Here is a 16,993-nt window from a genome sequence, read left to right as displayed (position 1 = left end):
GGGCCGGGGATGCGAGCCCCGGACGGTCGGCCCGTGAGTGTGAGCCGGGGCGGCTTCCGAGGCCGGCGAGGTTTCTGACGGCGGGACAGCTTCCCGTGCCATGGCGGCGTCCGGCCCCGGCCGGACGTACCGCCCCGTTCCCCCCTGTCACCGCGTGTTCTCCACGACGTCTCCGCGAACCCCTGGTTCATTGGTGTGTGCACGGCAATGCTGGCGGCCGACATCGCACAAGCCATGCGTATCCACCGTCTTCCAGGAGAAGTTGTGGGCCCAGGCATCGCCGGGCGGACCGCCGTGCTGTTCGCGGCCGTGACCGCTCTGACGGTGGGGGCGGTATCCCCGTCCTCCGCCGACTCCACCCCCGACCCCCGACCCCGTACCGCCGCGGACGTGCTGCGGCCGGTCGCGCCACCGCCCGCGAGCGCGGCCACCGCGGACCCGGGAGCCACCGGAACCCCGAGATCCGTCGCGGACGCCGACGGCATCGAGACCGCGCGGGCCTCGCGCCCGATCGCCCCCGGCGTCCGGCTCACCTCGTACGACCGGCTCGAATCCGACAAGTGGCTGCGCGTGGACGCGCTCTCCGTCGACCTCGACGGCACCGGCGCCCGCGCCGACTACCTCTCCTCGGGCAAGGTCTCCGACCGCCGTACGGTCTCGGAACTGGCCGTCGGCCATGACGCGGGACCCGGACGCCGTACCGTCGCCGCGATCAACGCGGACTTCTTCGACATCAACGAGACGGGCGCGCCCCAGGGCCCCGGGATCGCGGACGGCGAGGTCACGCACTCACCCGCGCCCGGAGCCAACCAGGCCATCGGTATCGGCCCCGGGAGCGCCGGGCGCCTCCTGAAGCTGTACTTCGACGGCACCGTGACACTCCCCTCGGGGCCGCGCGCGCTCGACGCCTACAACGCGGCCAATGTGCCGGCCGGCGGCATCGGCGCGTACACCCCGGGCTGGGGCGTGGCCGACCGCGCGCTCACCGTGGACCGGGCGACACCCGTGGCCGAGGCAGCCGTACGGGACGGCAGGGTCGTTTCCGTGGCGGACCGTCCCGGCACCGGAGCGATCGACGGGGGTACGACCGTCCTGGTCGGCCGCGAAGCGGGCGCCGAGGCGCTCCGCGGCCTGCGCCCCGGGGACCCGGTCACCGTGGAATACCGGCCGCGCACCGACAGCGGATCCGTCCCGAGGACGGCTGTCGGCGGCCGTGAACTGCTCGTCGTGGACGGTGTGGCGCAGAACCACGACGGCGAGGGCAACAACACCGCCGCGCCACGCACCGCCGTCGGGTTCTCGCGGGACGGTGGCACCATGCAGGTGATCACCGTCGACGGCCGGCAGGCCGACAGCGGCGGTGTCACCCTCACCGAGCTGGGCGGGATGATGCGGCGCGCCGGGTCCCACAGCGCGCTCAACCTCGACGGCGGCGGCTCGTCCACGCTGGTCGCCCGCGCCCCGGGCAGCGACGCGCTGCGCGTGGAGAACAGCCCCTCCGACGGCAGTGAGCGCACCGTCCCCAACGGCCTCGCCCTCACCGCGCCGGACGGCAGCGGACAACTCAAGGGCTTCTGGGTCGAGACCGGTACCCCCGCCGGCGGCGCCCCGAGCGTCGACCCCGTCAGGGGCGGCCACCCCGAGAGGGTCTTCCCCGGACTGACCCGCCCGCTCACCGCGGCCGGATACGACGAGACCTACGGACCCGCGACGGGCGAGCCGCGCTGGCGGGCCGTACGGCCCTCGGTGGGCCGGGTCGACGCCGACGGGGTGTTCACCGCGCGCGCCGGCGGCACCACCGAGGTACGGGCCGAACGCGGCCGGGCCGGAGGCGGCACGGAGCTGACGGTGCTGGACAGACTCGACCGGATCCAGCCGACCACCCGGCGCGTCGGACTCGCCGACGCCACGGCGACCGGCACCTTCGGCATCGTCGGCCTCGACGCCCACGGGACCAGCGCCCCCATCGAACCCCGCGACGTACGGCTCGACTACGACCACTCGCTCTTCTCCGTGACCGACGACGGCCGGGGCTCCTTCACCGTGAAGTCCCTGAAGGGCAGCGGCGCCGGACGCGTCACCGCCGAGGCGGGCGGCGTCACGACGGTCCTCGCCGTCAGTGTCGGACTCGACGAACAGCCGGTCTCCGCCCTCGACGACGCCGCGTCCTGGACCTTCGGCCAGGCACGGGCCGACGGCTCGGTCTCGGCCACGCCGGACGGCCACACCGGCACCGGTCTCACCCTCACGTACGACTTCACCCTTTCCACCGCCACCCGCGCCGCGTACGCGAACCCGCCCCAGCGGATCCCGGTGCCCGGCCGGCCGCAGTCCTTCACACTCTGGATCAAGGGCGACGGCAAGGGTGCCTGGCCCACCCTGCATCTGAAGGACGCGGCGGGCTCCGACCAGTTGCTGCGCGGCCCGTACATCACCTGGACCGGCTGGCGGCAGGTGACCTTCGCCGTACCGGCCGGAGCCGCGACGCCGCTCAGTGTCCACCGCTTCTATCTCGCGGAGACCGCCGCCACCAAGCAGTACACCGGCGAGATCGTGATCGACGGACTGACGGCGCAGGTACCGCCGACGGTCGAGCTGCCCGCGCCGCCACGCCCGGCCGATCCGCTGATCGACTCGGCGGCCGAAACCAGTGGCAGGGACTGGCGGTTCGCGGTGATGTCCGACGCCCAGTTCGTCGCCCGCGACCCCGACAGCGCGATCGTGGCGCAGGCACGCCGAACCCTGCGCGAGATCAAGGCGGCGAGGCCCGACTTCCTCGTCGTCAACGGCGACCTGGTCGACGAGGGATCTCCGGCGGATCTCGCCTTCGCCGGAGCACTCCTGGCCGAGGAACTGGGCGACGCACTGCCCTGGTACTACGTACCGGGCAACCACGAGGTCATGGGCGGCACGATCAACAACTTCGTGGACCGGTTCGGCCCCGCCCAGCGGATCTTCGACCACCGGGGGACCCGCTTCCTCACCCTCGACACATCGAGTCTGACGCTGCGCGGCGGAGGCCTGGCGCAGATCAAGGCGGTACGGGAGCAGTTGGACGCGGCGGCCGAGGACGACCGGGTCCGCTCGGTGATGGTGATCGAGCACGTACCGCCACGCGATCCGACCGTCCAGAAGGCCAGCGAGCTGAGCGACCGCAAGGAGGCGGCGCTCCTCGAACAGTGGCTCGCGGACTTCCGCCGGACGACGGGCAAGGGCGCGGGATTCATCGGCAGCCACGTCGGTGTCTTCGACGCGTCGCGGGTGAACGGAGTGCCGTATCTGATCAACGGGAACTCGGGCAAGGCACCCGCGGCCCCGGCGAACGAGGGCGGGTTCACCGGCTGGTCGCTCATCGGTGTCGACCAGGTCTCGCGGGGCGCGCAGTCGGCCGCGCGGCTGGCCCCGTGGGAGGGCGGCCCGGACTGGGTCTCCGTACAGACCCGCGCCCACACCGACGCGCTCACGCTGGACGTGCCGGCCGTGCTGGCTCCCGGGCACAGCGCCCGCGCCACGGCGACCGTCACCCAGGGGGCGAGAGCGGTACCCGTCGGCTTCCCGCTCAGCGCCGACTGGACGGGCTCCCCGAACCTCCTCATCCGCGACCGGAACGGTGCCCGCCCACGCCACGCGGCGGTGTTCGACCCGTCGACGGGCACCCTCACCGCTCTGCGGCCCGGCACGGTCGTCCTCGCCGTGACGGTCAACGGCGTCACACAGCGGGCGGAGATCAGGATCGCGGCGACGGCCCCCGGAACGTCCGCCGCGGCCGCGCCGGCGGCGTGACCGGGTGAGTACGGTGGCCCCGCGCCCGGCCGGGCGCGGGGCCACCGCATGCGACGACTTTGGGACACGCGAGCGGGAGCGCGCTCGCGACTTTGGTCACCGAGGCCGCTCCTGAAGGCCAATAGCCGTACTGGGCTTGCCTTTTCTAGCCTTGAGGGGTGAAGACGGTATGCGGAATCCTGTGTTTCCTCCTCTTGTCCCAAGGCGTGGGGGGACTGCTGCACGAATGGACGGACGGGTGGTTCGAACTCTGGTCGCTGGTCGCGCGGATGAGCTACTTCGACGGCTACGAGATCTATGTGTCCCTCGTGCTGATCGTGGCGGGCCTCGGCATGGGCGCGGCCGCGGAGAGCGCGAAGAAGCGCGGTCTCTGAGAGCCCTCAGGCCGCGTCCTGGCGGCTCCGGATGGCGCGGAGGGTGCCGCGTACGGGGCGTGACGGCTGGAGGGTGAGGCCCGTGCGCGGCGGGATCTCGCCCCCCTCCACCTCGATATGGAAGCGCTGCGCGAGCGTGGCCAGTACGAGGACGGCCTCCACCATCGCGAATCTGGCCCCGAGACAGGCACGCGAACCGCCGCCGAACGGGAACCACGCGTGGTCAGGTACGGAGGCGGCCGCGTCGGCGTCCCACCGCTCGGGACGGAACGCCTCCGGGTCGGGGAACCAGCGCGCGTCGCGGTGGGCACTCCACTGGCTGGACCAGAGCACCGTGCCCTTCGCGACCGGATGACCGTCCAGTGTCGAACGCTCCGTGGCGATCCCGGTCATCAGCCAGACCGGGGGATAGAGCCGCAGTGTCTCCTTGATGATCTGCTCGGTCCAGGGCAGCAGCCGGAGATCGTCATGGCCCGGCGCCCGGCCGCCGAGGGCGTCGGTGAGTTCCTGTGTGAGCCTGGCCCGCGCCTCCGGGTTCCGGGAGAGCAGATACCAGGCCCAGGTGAGCGTGGTGCCGGTGGTCTCGTGCCCGCCGATATAGAGGGTGACCGCCTCGTCCCGGATCTCCTTGTCGGTCAGCGGACGGTTCTGTTCGTCCCTGGCCGCGAGCAGCCGGCTCAGCAGATCGTCGCGCTCCACGCCGCCGCGTCGGCGCAACCCGGTGACATGGGCCACCTCACGGTCGATGACGGCGACGGCCCGCTTCAGCTTCCGGCGGCCCGGAGTGGGCACCCAGGGCGGCAGAAACAGTGTGACGCCGCGGAACTCGTCGCCTATCGCCCGCTGCGCTATGTCCATCGCCGGTCCGATCGTGGCCTCGCGACCCACGGTGTCGGCGCCGAAGAGCGTCCGCACGGCGATCCGCTGGGTGAGCCCCAGCATCGCGTCACGCACATCGAGACGCTGACCGGGCCGCCAGGACTCCGCGAGCGTGGCCGCGCAGTCGGTCATCGTCTCCGCGTGGCCCCGCACCTGACGGGGGCGTACGGCGGGCTGCACGAGCGCGCGCTTGCGGCGCCAGGACGGTCCCTCCGAGGTGACGACGCCGTCGCCGAGAACGAGCTTGAACGCCCAGCCGAGCTGGGGGTGGCGGTACTCGCTCTCGATACCCGTGAGCAGCTCCCCGATGTGCTCGGGACGGGAGAGGAACAGGGCCCGCTGCGGCCCGAGCCGCCACTCGACGAGGTCACCGTGGCCGCGCAGCCGGGTGAAGAAACCGAGCGGATCGCGCGCGAAGGCGGGCAGATTACCGACGAACGGCAGTCGGCGCGGACCGGGTACGGGGACAGTCGGCATGGCGGGACTCCTCGGCGGTCGAAGGCTGCGGGAGGTGAGGCTCGGAGACGGCGGGACCCGACAAGCAAAGCGTCGGGCCACGCCCCGCGCCAGAGGGCCCGCACAGCCGCACCCGGGGCCGGAACGGGCCGCGCCGCCGGGCCCGGCCGCTCCGCTCGCCCCCGGATCAGGCCGTTTCGAGGCCCAGCGCCGTGAACCGCGTGGTGAAGCCTGTGCCGTCGGGTGACGCGCACATCGGTCCGGCCTGCGCGGCCGCCCCCGGCGGGAAGTAGGCGAGCCGCAGCATCGTCCCGGGCTCGCCGTCGAGACCGTAGAGGATGGTCACGGTGTCGCCCTCGCGCCGCAGTTCGACGGTCACCGGTGCCGGGGTGTCGGTGAGGTGGGCGAGCGGTACGACGTTCCAGTCCGACACCTCGCGTGTGACGACGGCGCTGAGCTGCTGCCGGCCGTCGACGTACTCGATGCCGGTCTTGATCCAGTTCTTCTCGTCGAGCCGCAGCAACAGCCCGGCCTGGTCGTACTGTTCGCGGTAGTCACCGGAGAACGTGACGCGCAGCCGGAAGTTCGCGGGCACCGGCCTCAGCAGGGCGTGTCCCGTGTCCCGTACGAAGCCGTAGTGCGTGGTCACCCAGAAATCCGTGTCCGGCTCCGTGGTGATGTCCAGGGCGTCGTCGTACGCGGCCCACTGGGCGGGCCGGTTCAGCCACGTCCAGTCGGTGAGCCCGAGACATGATTCCGTGCTTGTTCCCTCGGCGCTCTCGCCCATGGTTTCTCCTCGCGTCAGCGGTCGGGCGACCACACTGCCACGGCGGCGCGCGGATCCGGCGAGCGGGTCCGGTCCTCGGCCCCGCCCTCGCGGGTCCGCCGGTTCCGGTTGCCCTGGAGCGCGCTCCAGGGTGGACGCTTGAGGCATGAGTTCAGTGGTTCCCCGGCTGGAGCCGGAAGTGGAGATTCCGCACGGCGGACTGACGATCGGCGAAGCCGCGGCGGCCTGCGGCCTGAGCGTCGACACCCTCCGGTACTACGAACGCGAGGGGCTGACGGCGTTCCCCGCCGATCGCGCGCCCTCGGGCCAGCGGCGCTACTTCGCCCAGGATCTCCGCTGGCTCGCCGGGATCGTCATGCTGCGCGGCACCGGTATGCCGATCCGTGACATCCGCGCCTTCACCGAGATCTGCCGGTACGAGGGCAACGAGGCCGAGCGGCTGGCCGTGCTGGAGCAGCACCGTGAGCGCGTCCTCGAACAGCTCAAAGTGACCCAGAATCATCTGGCCGCCATTGAACGGAAGATCGACTTCTACCGAAAGGGCGTCTCGTCATCATGAAAACCGTGAAACTCGGTTCGCAGGGCCTCACCGTCTCCGCCGAGGGCCTGGGCGCGATGGGCATGAGCGTCTGGTACGGCCCCAGGGACGAGCGGGAGGCCGTCGCCACACTCAACCGGGCCGTCGACATCGGGGTCACGCACATCGACACGGCCGAGGCGTACGGCCCGTTCGAGAACGAGAAGCTGATCGGACGCGCCCTGGGCGAGCGGCGCGACGAGATCACGATCGCGACCAAGTTCGCCATCGAGTTCGACGACGACGGCACCCCGCACGGTCACAACGGCGGCGCCGCGTACGCGCACCGGGCGGTGGACCGCTCCCTGCGGCATCTCGGCACGGATGTCATCGATCTGTACTACCTGCACCGCGTCGACCCGAACGTCCCCGTGGAGGAGAGCATCGGGGCGATGAGCGAGATGGTCCAGGCGGGCAAGGTCCGCTACATCGGTGTCTCGGAGGCGAGCCCCGACCTGATCCGCCGGGCCCACGCGGTGCATCCGCTGACCGCGCTCCAGTCGGAGTACTCCCTGTTCTCACGGGATGTGGAGCACAACGGCGTGCTGGAGACGGTACGGGAGCTGGGTATCGGGTTCGTCGCGTTCTCGCCGCTGGGACGCGGCTTCCTGTCCGGGAAGATCAGGCGCCGTGACGATCTCGCGCCCGACGACGCGCGCCGTGGCCTGCCCCGGTTCACCGAGGAGAACATCGCGGCGAACCTGGCGGTCGTGCACAAGGTCACCGAGCTGGCGGAGGCCAAGGGCATCACGCCGACGCAGCTGACACTGGCCTGGCTGCTGGCGCAGCGGGTCGTGCCGATCCCCGGCACCAAGCGGCGCGCCTATCTGGAACACAACGCGGAGGCCGCCGATATCGAACTGACCGACGGCGATCTCGCGGCGATCGACGCGGCGGCGCCGCACGGCATCGCGGCGGGCGACCGGGACGCCGCTCCCCGCGCGTGACCTGACCTGACCTGGCCTGACATGACGTGGTGGCGTGGCATCGCGTGAGGTGGCGCGGCGACGTGTGGCGTACCTCCCGCGCGGGTCGGTCACTCCTGGGGCAGACGCACCCGCCCCTGGTCGTCGCGTACGTCGCGGATCACCTGGAAGTCCCCCACCGGATTGCCCTCCGGGTCCACCGTCAGGGCCACCGCGTGGTCACCCGCGCAGCGCGCGCCTTCCCCGGCCTCGTCGCAGAACAGGACATGGCCCGTGAGCCGGTCGACCGTGCCCGGTGCGAGCCACCAGAGCCCGGACACCATGGCGACCCCGGCCCGTGGTCGCGTCGTGCGCAGCCAGTCGCGTACGGCGTCTCCCACCGTCTTCTCGAACGCCGTCCGGTCCCTCCACGGAAAGGAGAGGTACGCCCTGCCGGACGCCGGATCGACCACACCCTGGCGCACGGTGTAGGAGACGGAGTAGTGCGGACGCTTCGCCAGGGCGGCCAGCAGGCCGGGGTCGGTCATGCGCAGCACCGTGGGGCTCTTCGCCTTTCCGGCGGGACGTTCGCGCGCGAGATCGGGGGCGACGATGTTCACGGTCACCGAACGCCTCGGCGCGCCGTTCTCGTCACGGGCCGGGGACCACGTCCGTACGCACGCGCCGATCTCGGCCAGTACGCGCGTGACGGTGGCGTTCGTGGGCGCGGCGGCGACCCAGGGGGCGGAGAGGGCCGGGGCCGCGCCAACCAGTTCGTATCCGCAGCCGGTGAACGCGGCTCTCATCCTGCGCAGTTCGCCGGCCCGGGACCTGCCACGCTCCACCGCCTCGTCGAGCGCGCGGTCGCAGGGCCCGCGGTCGCAGGTGCCCGCCGCGGCGTCGATCCGCAGCAGGACCGCGGCGTCGGGGTCGTCGGCCACCGAGAAGGTCACCTCGGACCCGCTGGTCCGAGGGAACAGCGTGCGCGCGGAGAGGACGTCGAGGATTCCGGGGTACCGCGCCTCGGCCAGCTCCGCCGCGCGCTTCCGGTCACTCTTCGTCGTCACCACTCCGCAGCCGGCGATCAGCAGGGCGAGCGCGCACACCAGCACGCCCGTCAGGCCGCCCAGGACCCGTCCGCCCCATGTATCCGCCATGATCTGTCTCCCCCCGGCCCTGCCCCGCCGCGCGCCCGGTCTTCGCTGTCACGACGACCTGTGGCGACCTGCGGCGAACTGTGGCGACGATAGGAGACGGCGGGGGAGCGGCGGATGAGTACGGCTACTCAACCGCCGACCGCTCAAGCCTCGTCGAGTGCGGTCGGGCGTCCGAGATAGGTGAGCGGACCCGGATCCGGCACCGCGATCTCGTGGAAGCCGAGCCGGTCGTAGAAGGCGCGGGCGGAGGTGTTGGCGGTGACCATCGAGAGATGGACCGCGTCGGCTCCCCGGTCGCGCAGGGCGCGCAGGAAGGTGTGCATCAGGGCCCGGCCGTGCCCTCGGCGCTGCACGGCGGGCAGCAGATCGATGTGCAGATGCGCGGGATAGCCGGCCAGTTGGGGCACGATCATCCGCTCCGGCCGGTGCAGCAGGGCGATCATCTCCTCGCTCGGGGTACGAGCCGGCCCGGACGGTTCCGGATAGCGGCCGGCGAGCGGCGGCAGCCACACCTCGCGGAACGCCCTGACGAAGCCGGCGGTGTCGGCGGTGCCGAGGACATAGCCGACGGCCCGGCCCCGGCCGTCGTCGAGGACGAAGGTCAGCTCGGGCTCCAGCGCCGCGTACGGCGCGGCGAAGATGCTCGGCATCAGGTCCGGATCCGGATAGAGGTGCCGGGAATCCCGGCCCTCGTCGGCGGTGCGTACGCAGATGTCGTGGAGGGCGGGAAGGTCCTCGGGGCGGTAGGCGCGGACCGTGGCGAGTGGAGACGGCACAGCAACGCATGCTGCCAGCGCCGGGAGCGCTCCCACAAGGGTCGTACGTCGTGCGTGATTGCGTACGACGTGCGGTCTCCGTACAGTGTGCGGAGTGCCGTACGGCGTTCGCCGATGTTCGCCGACGCGCCCCAGCATTCGAAGCCGCCAGGAGAGATGACATGTCGCAGAGCCCGCGCCTGAACCAGCACGCCGCCACCACGGCCCCGGCCTTCGACCTCGCTCGCGTGCAGGCCCGGCTCGATGAACTCCTCGCCGTCCACCACATCCCCGGTGCCTCCCTCGCGGTACTCGCCGGCGGTGAGATCCATGAGCTGGCGGGCGGCATTCTGCACACCGGGACCGGCGTCCGGGCTACCACGGACTCGGTCTTCCAGATCGGCTCGATCAGCAAGGGCTACACCGCCGCCCTCGTGGTGCTCCTCGCCGACGCCGGGAAGCTGGACCTGGACGCGCCGGTGGTGGACGTACTGCCGGACTTCGCCGTCGCCGACGCGGCGGCCGGCGCAACGATCACGGTGCGGCAACTGCTCAACCACACCAGCGGAATCGAGGGCGACTTCGTGAGCGACACCGGCCGGGGCGACGACTGCCTCGCCCGCTATGCCGAGGGCGTCGGAAACGTGGGGCTCACCAACCCGCCCGGCGCCACCATGTCGTACTCCAGCACCGCGTACAACGTCCTCGGCCGGATCGTCGAGGTCGTGACCGGCCTGACCTGGGACGAGGCCCTCAAGGAGATGCTCTGCGAGCCGCTCGGGCTGGCGCACACGATGACACTGCCCGAGGAGGTGCTCCGATTCCGCGCCGCGATGGGACACATGGGCGAGCCCGGCGAGGACCCGGTCCCGACACCGCTGTGGAACATGCTGCCGCGCTCCGCGGGCCCGTACGGCGGGATCTCCGCCACCGCCGCCGATGTGGTGCGGTTCGCCCGGCTCTTCATCGACGGCGGTACGGCGCCGGACGGCACCCGCGTGCTCTCCGCCGGGGTCGTGAAGGCGATGCTGACGCGTGAGGTCGAGATGCCCGACCAGTGGTTCCTCGGCGCCCACTGGGGCCTGGGCTGGGGGCTGTTCGAGTGGGACGGTGCGCGCGGCTTCGGCCACGACGGCAGTACGTTCGGGCAGCTCGCCTACCTGCGCGCCGTACCGGAGGCGGGATTCGCCCTCGCGCTGCTGACCAACGGCGGGGGCGCCGCTCCGAAGGTCTTCGAGACGCTCTGCCGCGAGCTGACCGCCGAACTCGCCGGGGTGACCGTGCCGGGGTTCGGTCCCCCGGCAGGGGCACCGGCCGTGGATCCCGCGCGACCGGCCGTGGATCCCGCGCCGTTCGTCGGGGGCTACCGGCGTGAGGGGTTCCTGATGACCGTCACCGACCGGCCCGCAGGCGAGGGCGTCCTCCGGGTGAAGTACGAGGGCGCCGACGGTCTGAAGGACACGTTCGAACCGCTCTTCTGGAACCTGGTGCCGGTGTCGGACACGCCGTCGAAGACCGTGTTCGCCGGACGGCGCAACGAGAAGGACGCCTGGATACCGGTGGTCTTCTACGCGCTGGCGGACGGTTCCAGGTATGTGCACTTCGGTGCGCGGGCCACGGCGAAGTCCGCGTGAGAACCGGCGGGACGGGCCCGCGGGAGGCGAACCTCCGGTGCGGACCCGTCCGTTCGGTCAGGCCGAGGCGGGTATCCGGTCGAGGAAGCCCCGTACGCTGATGATCCGGCCGTCCTCGCCGAGCGTGATGACATCGGAGCCCGCGACGGGCGCCGAACCGCCGGCGGCCGAGACCAGCTCCCAGCTGAACCGGGCGGTGTCATGATGCCCGTCGACCGGCCCGGCCGGGGTGAACACATAACCGGGAAACCGCGCCCTGGCCCCGGCGATCACGGCCGCGAGTGCCTCATGACCCGCCACGTCCGCCAGCGGGTCGGTATAGCTGCCGTCCTCGGTCCAGGCGAGGGCCACCGCCTCGGCCCGGTCGTCGGGGGACGTCGCGTTCCAGGCCTCGAAGTAACGGGTGACGGCGGTCTCGTAGCGGTTCACGGACATGAGGATCAGCCTCCATCGGGGATCGGTTGCCACGGGGCGGACCCGAACCTCGGCCGGAGTGCGCCGGCCGAGGCCCGGTAGCCGCAACGATGCCGCGAGGGGCGCCGGTGGTCGATGACGTCCGGGGTAATGGCGGCCGGTGACGCGAGGCCGGTGACGCGGCTCATGAGAGTGCGGCTCGTGCGCGCTGCCATGCCCGTGAACTGGCCTCAGGACGCGGGCGCGGCAGCTTCGGTCCGGCGCGCGCGGTACGCCATCCAGGCCGCGACCAGCGCGCCCGACACGTTGTGCCACACCGAGAACACAGCGGCCGGCAGCGCCGCCAGCGGGCTGAAGTGGGCGGTGGCCAGGGAGGCGGCGAGGCCGGAGTTCTGCATGCCGACCTCGAAGGCCATCGCCCGGCTCGCGGGCGGCCCGAGCCGGGCCAGCTTTCCCGCGCCGTAACCGAGCGCCAGACCGAGGCCGTTGTGCAGGACCACCGCGACGAACACCAGCAGCGCCGCCGACTTGATCGCGTTCGCGTTGCCCGCCACCACCACCGCGACGATCACCGCGATCGTGACGGCCGACAGCCAGGGCAGCGCACCCAGCACCCGGTCGGCATACCGCCCCGCGAGCAGCCGGACCGCGAGCCCCGCCACGACGGGCAGCAGCACGGTCTTGAGGATGTCGCCGACCATCGAGCCCGCGTCGACCGGCAGGAACTCGCCCGCGAGCAGCAGTGTCAGCGGCGGCGTCACCAGCGGTGCGAGGACGGTCGAGACGGTGGCGACCGAGACCGACAGGGCCACATCGCCGCGCGCCAGATACGTGACGACATTGGAGGCGGTGCCGCTCGGCGCGCAGCCGACCAGGATCACCCCCGCCGCCAGCTGCGGCGGCAGGTCAAGGGCATTGGCTATCAGCCAGCCGAGCCCCGGCATGATCACGTAGTGCGCGACCAGACCGAGCCCGACCGCCCACGGCCGTCGGGCGACCCCCTGGAAGTCCATCGGCGTCATCGTCAGCCCCATACAGAACATGACGATGCCCAGCAGGTACGGCACCGACGGACCCCAGCCCGCGAAGGTGCCCGGGGTCGCCAGACCGAGGGCACCCGCGGCCAGAACGAGTACGGGGAAGACGGTGACGGCGCGCCGGGCCGCGCGGTCGGTGGAGTCGGGCGCGGGGGACGCGGAGACGGCGGGGACGGTGGGCGGGCGCTGACCGGACTGCTCGGCTCGGGACCGCTCGGTGTCGGAGTTCTCGGTGTCGGAGTTCTCGGTTTCGGATGGCACGGCGCGATGCAACGCCTCGTCGTCGCTCCGTGCAAGACCGTCTCGTCATCCGGTCACCCACAGCCACAGCCATGAGCCACTAATACCGCTACCGGCTGCCGATGACCGGAATCCGGGCCGCCGAGAACTCCACCGGGAGGGAGACCGGGATACGCGTCCAGGGCGAGGGGTGCCAGGCGACCGCCTCGGCGGGGATGGCGAGTCTCATGTCGGGCAGCAGATGCAGCACGGTATTGACGGCGGTGCGGGTGATCAGGCGTGCGGGTACCTGCGCGGGGCAGACGTGGGGGCCCGCGGAGAAGGCGAGGTGGGCGCGGTTGCCGGGTTCTCCGGCGGTGTCGTCGGGGCGGATGGCGGGGTCGTCGTTGGCGGCGGCGATGCCGAGGATGAGGACATCGCCGCGGCGGATGCGCCGGCCGCCGAGTTCGGTGTCGCGCAGCGCGTAGCGGGCGGGCATGTTGTTCATGGGCGGGTCGCGCCAGAGGGCCTCGTCGAGGGCGTCGTCCACGCCGAGGCGGCCACCGTGCATCCGGGCGGCGAACCGCGGATCGGTGAGCATCAGCCGCAGCGTCAGTGACGTCCAGGCGTTGACGCCCTCGGTGCCCGAGGAGATCATCACCGCCATCGACTGGATACGTTCCGACTCGGTGCGCAGATTCGGGTGGTTGATGAACGCCGTCGTCAGATCGTCCGTCGGGCTCTCCTGCCGGCGGCGCAGCGCGTCGACCAGGATCTCCTCGAAGTGGCGGTTGCCGTCCTGTGAGTCGTCGGCGCTGCCGAACAGCGCGATGAGCGCCCGCAGCAACTCCTGGCCCTCCGCGCTGTTCAGACCGAACAGGGAGGCGATGGAGAGCAACGGCACGATCGTGGCGTAGTCGTTCACCAGATCCGCCCGGCCCTGCTGGGAGAAGCGCGCGATCAACTCCGTGCACACCGACTGGACCTGACGGCGTGCCTTGCGCTGGTCGATGCGCGCCACACCGTCGTCCAGCGGCTGACGCAGCCGACGGTGCTCGGGACCGTCCGCGCCGATGACGTTGGCACGCCAGGCCATCATCGGCAGCAGCCCCGAATGCGGCGGGACCACGCCCTCGTTGAGATCGCGCCAGTTGCGGGCGTCGCGGGAGAAGACCTGCTCCTGCCGGGTGATCGTGAGCAACTCCCGGTACCCCATGACGAGCCAGGCGGGTACGCCCGGTTCCAGCTCGACACGGGCGACATTGCCCCACTGCTCGCGCAGTCTTCGATAGACCTCGCGGGGTTCGGACGCGCCGGTCGCGGCGGACAGGGGGAGCAGCTCCGCACCGGGGGAGTGGGCCGGACACTCCGCCGACGGGGAGAGCGGAGAGGGATGGTTCATGAGGCGGTCTCCTCGGCACGCACCGCGCCGACCTGCGGCGCGCATTCGACAAGGCTGATCAGGGCGTCCACCGACGGCGCACGTTCACGCATGTGAGGCATCACCAAAGTCGTTTCCTCCACCGGGCAAACGACCCACTCGCCGAGGAGGACACGGGCAGCGGTAGGCGGGTGGGTGTGCGCCCCGCTTCCGTGCGGCGAACGCTGTTCGCGGCACACGTCAGCCGGATTCCCCGCCCCGCGACGGAACTTACGGATCCGTGCCGGACGAACGGCCGCGACGACGGCACGCGCCCCCGCGGTGGGTGATCAGGCGCGGCCGTCGCGGGGTGGGGGGTTCGGCTCACCGCACGACTCACCGCACGACACGAACGGGCGTACGTTCCACGGCTTCCTGAACGGGCCCGGTGGTGCACGAGGGCGCCGCTCGGCTTCTTCTGACGGCGGCCGGTGACGTCGACGACAAGGCTGACAATCAGTAACTTCCCGCTCATGTCGCGCCCGACCGTGAAGACCTCGCGCGCGTCCGATCAGGCGGGGCGTCCGGACCTGCCCGGCACCTCGGGCAGGCGTCACCCGAACGGACGAGGCGGCCCGGCCCTAGTTCACGGTCCGTAGTCACCGTGCGAGCCCCGGGGGTTCTTCGGATCCCGCGCCGGAACCCTTCGGGGCAGCCGTCGCGGCCTCCTTCGACCCCCCGCTCCCGGGTTGCGGGGCGGGTGCCCACCGGTGAGTGTGGGCCGCAGTTCACAGCGGACACGAACGAAGGAGAGAGCGCGTCGTGGCGACTCTGTGTAAACCCGCGGTCTCGGTTCCCCAGTATGTGATCACCATGGAGGACACACTCGCTCTCGCGCGCTCGCTGCACGCGGACCACCCTCAACTGCCGCTGGCCCTAAGGCTGATCCAGAACACCGGGGTGGCCAAACGGCATATCGTCCAGCCGATCGAGGAGACACTCCGGCATCCCGGCTTCGAGGACCGGAACATGCTGTACGAGGCCGAGGCCAAGGCACGCGTCCCCGAGGTGATCAGACGCGCCCTCGACCACGCCGAGCTGCGCCCCGCGGACATCGACATGATCGTCTATGTCTCCTGCACCGGCTTCATGATGCCGTCGCTGACCGCCTGGCTGATCAACACCATGGGCTTCCCCGGCGACACCCGCCAGCTGCCGATCGCCCAACTCGGCTGTGCGGCGGGCGGCGCGGCCATCAACAGGGCGCACGACTTCTGCCGCTCGTACCCCGGGGCCAACGTCCTCATCGTCGCCTGCGAGTTCTGCTCGCTCTGTTACCAGCCGACCGACCTCGGAGTCGGATCGCTGCTGTCCAACGGGCTGTTCGGGGACGCCGTCGCCGCCGCCGTCGTACGCGGCGAGGGCGGCACGGGGATCGCGCTGGAGCGCAACGGCTCCCACCTCGTACCGGACACCACCGACTGGATCGCCTACAGCGTCCGGGCCACCGGCTTCCACTTCCTGCTGGACAAGCGGGTACCCACCACCATGGAGCCGCTGGCGCCCGCGCTGCGCACGATGGCCGACCAGCACGGCTGGGACGCCACCGGGCTCGACTTCTACATCATCCACGCCGGCGGACCGCGCATCCTGGACGACCTCAGCCACTTCCTCGAAGTGCCGCCGGAGGCGTTCCGGTTCAGCAGGGGCACGCTCACCGAGTACGGCAATATCGCCAGCGCCGTCGTCCTCGACGCGGTGCGCAGGCTCTTCGACGAGGGCGGGGTGGCCGACGGCGCGCGCGGCATCATCGCCGGCTTCGGGCCCGGCATCACCGCCGAGATGGCGCTGGGGCGCTGGACGACCGCCGGCGCCTCCGCCGGCACCATGATGACCGGAGACCAGGTCATGGAAAGCCTGGAACGCGACAGCGAGCCGTCACCCGTGAGTCAACCGGTGAGGTGACCGCGAGGGCCCCGTCACCCGAACGGCCCCGCGCCACCGCACCGCCGTACGACCGTCACCCCCACCGTCATGGAGCACCGCATGACCCAGCTGACCCAGGCCGAGGGGCTCATCGTCCCTCCGGGCGGGGGCACCACCATCCTCACCGATGCCCAGCAGGTGACCTTCAAGGTCACCGGCGAGCACTCCCGGGTCTCCTCCAGCTTCGAGGTCGTCGTGCCGCCCGGCTTCGACGTCGGCGCCCACCGGCACACGCACAGCGAGGAACTGTTCTACATCCTCGACGGTGAGCTGGACGTGATGGCGTTCGAACCCCGGGTGCGCGGCGAGGACTGGCGGCACTGGGAGTCCTCGTCGGGACTGAAGTCCGTACGGGCCACACCGGGCACGGTCATCGTCGTACCTCCCGGCTGTCCGCACGCGTTCGCCAACCGGGGCGACGGCCCGGCCAAGATGTTCTTCCAGTCGTCCCCGCCCTCCGACCACGAGCGGTACTTCGAGGAACTGCTCGACATCCTCAAGGACGGTGGAACGCCCGATCCGGCCGCCATCGCCGATCTCCGGCTGCGCTACGACATCGAGCAGCTCACCCCGCTGCGGCATGACGCCCGGGACCGTCCCGGCGACGACGTCGGCGCCGGTTCCACGGCCACTCGTATGAGTCACTGACGCTGCGTGAACCCGGTCCCTG

Annotated in this window: 14 protein-coding genes; 7 read left to right on the top strand and 7 right to left on the bottom strand. The window is 71.5% G+C overall.

Annotated elements, in window-relative coordinates; all coding sequences use genetic code 11:
• The first annotated feature begins 297 nt into the window (after positions 1-297).
• Complete coding sequence (locus CU044_RS00365) at positions 298-3,783, top strand: phosphodiester glycosidase family protein (protein ID WP_240045270.1); 3,486 nt, start codon at positions 298-300, stop codon at positions 3,781-3,783.
• Between the two features lie 206 nt (positions 3,784-3,989).
• Positions 3,990-4,157 carry a hypothetical protein gene (locus CU044_RS00360; protein WP_240045241.1) on the top strand — a complete coding sequence of 56 codons (168 nt, stop codon included), beginning with the start codon at positions 3,990-3,992 and terminating at the stop codon, positions 4,155-4,157.
• 6 nt (positions 4,158-4,163) lie between these two features.
• Here CU044_RS00360 and CU044_RS00355 read toward each other — a convergent pair whose 3' ends face one another.
• Both CU044_RS00355 and CU044_RS00350 read right to left on the bottom strand, forming a co-directional pair.
• A complete protein-coding gene (locus CU044_RS00355) occupies positions 4,164-5,513 on the bottom strand; it encodes a cytochrome P450 (RefSeq protein ID WP_129766318.1) in 1,350 nt (449 codons plus the stop codon).
• A 166-nt stretch (positions 5,514-5,679) separates the two neighbouring features.
• Positions 5,680-6,279, bottom strand: coding sequence for a DUF1349 domain-containing protein (locus CU044_RS00350; RefSeq protein WP_129766317.1), 600 nt, complete (start codon positions 6,277-6,279; stop codon positions 5,680-5,682).
• 145 nt (positions 6,280-6,424) lie between these two features.
• Here CU044_RS00350 and CU044_RS00345 point away from each other — a divergent pair, with 145 nt between their 5' ends.
• Both CU044_RS00345 and CU044_RS00340 read left to right on the top strand, forming a co-directional pair.
• Entirely contained in the window at positions 6,425-6,838 is a 414-nt protein-coding gene (locus CU044_RS00345; RefSeq protein ID WP_129766316.1) for a MerR family transcriptional regulator, read from the top strand.
• Complete coding sequence (locus CU044_RS00340; protein WP_129766315.1) at positions 6,835-7,803, top strand: aldo/keto reductase; 969 nt, start codon at positions 6,835-6,837, stop codon at positions 7,801-7,803. Before CU044_RS00345 ends, CU044_RS00340 begins: the two co-directional genes overlap by 4 nt.
• Before the next feature lie 89 nt (positions 7,804-7,892).
• Here the strand turns inward: CU044_RS00340 and CU044_RS00335 are convergent, their stop codons facing one another.
• Both CU044_RS00335 and CU044_RS00330 read right to left on the bottom strand, forming a co-directional pair.
• Positions 7,893-8,918 carry a hypothetical protein gene (locus CU044_RS00335; RefSeq protein WP_129766314.1) on the bottom strand — a complete coding sequence of 342 codons (1,026 nt, stop codon included), beginning with the start codon at positions 8,916-8,918 and terminating at the stop codon, positions 7,893-7,895.
• Between the two features lie 143 nt (positions 8,919-9,061).
• Positions 9,062-9,694, bottom strand: coding sequence for a GNAT family N-acetyltransferase (locus tag CU044_RS00330; protein ID WP_240045240.1), 633 nt, complete (start codon positions 9,692-9,694; stop codon positions 9,062-9,064).
• A gap of 161 nt (positions 9,695-9,855) precedes the next feature.
• Here CU044_RS00330 and CU044_RS00325 point away from each other — a divergent pair, with 161 nt between their 5' ends.
• Complete coding sequence (locus tag CU044_RS00325; protein WP_129766312.1) at positions 9,856-11,307, top strand: serine hydrolase domain-containing protein; 1,452 nt, start codon at positions 9,856-9,858, stop codon at positions 11,305-11,307.
• A 57-nt stretch (positions 11,308-11,364) separates the two neighbouring features.
• Here CU044_RS00325 and CU044_RS00320 read toward each other — a convergent pair whose 3' ends face one another.
• The 3 genes from CU044_RS00320 to CU044_RS00310 all read right to left on the bottom strand — a co-directional run bounded on the left by CU044_RS00320 (position 11,365) and on the right by CU044_RS00310 (position 14,379).
• On the bottom strand, positions 11,365-11,742 hold the full coding sequence (locus CU044_RS00320) for a nuclear transport factor 2 family protein (protein ID WP_129766311.1): 378 nt from the start codon (positions 11,740-11,742) through the stop codon (positions 11,365-11,367).
• Positions 11,743-11,951: 209 nt separating this feature from the next.
• Positions 11,952-13,019, bottom strand: coding sequence for a bile acid:sodium symporter family protein (locus CU044_RS00315; protein WP_129766310.1), 1,068 nt, complete (start codon positions 13,017-13,019; stop codon positions 11,952-11,954).
• 88 nt (positions 13,020-13,107) lie between these two features.
• The gene (locus CU044_RS00310) at positions 13,108-14,379 is read right to left on the bottom strand and encodes a cytochrome P450 (RefSeq protein WP_193563835.1); all 1,272 of its coding nucleotides are present in this window, start codon (positions 14,377-14,379) and stop codon (positions 13,108-13,110) included.
• A 780-nt stretch (positions 14,380-15,159) separates the two neighbouring features.
• On the opposite strand from CU044_RS00310, the gene CU044_RS00305 reads away from it, so the two are divergent.
• Both CU044_RS00305 and CU044_RS00300 read left to right on the top strand, forming a co-directional pair.
• The gene (locus CU044_RS00305) at positions 15,160-16,302 is read left to right on the top strand and encodes a type III polyketide synthase (RefSeq protein ID WP_129766309.1); all 1,143 of its coding nucleotides are present in this window, start codon (positions 15,160-15,162) and stop codon (positions 16,300-16,302) included.
• A gap of 81 nt (positions 16,303-16,383) precedes the next feature.
• Positions 16,384-16,971 (top strand): cupin domain-containing protein, encoded by a 588-nt coding sequence (locus CU044_RS00300; protein ID WP_129766308.1) that lies wholly within the window; start codon positions 16,384-16,386, stop codon positions 16,969-16,971.
• The last annotated feature ends 22 nt before the right edge of the window (positions 16,972-16,993 follow it).

It is taken from the genome of Streptomyces sp. L-9-10, assembly GCF_004151105.1.
GTDB lineage: Bacteria > Actinomycetota > Actinomycetes > Streptomycetales > Streptomycetaceae > Streptomyces.
The sequence above is the reverse complement of the archived record's forward strand: the minus strand, read 5'-3'. Positions and strand labels throughout refer to the sequence as shown.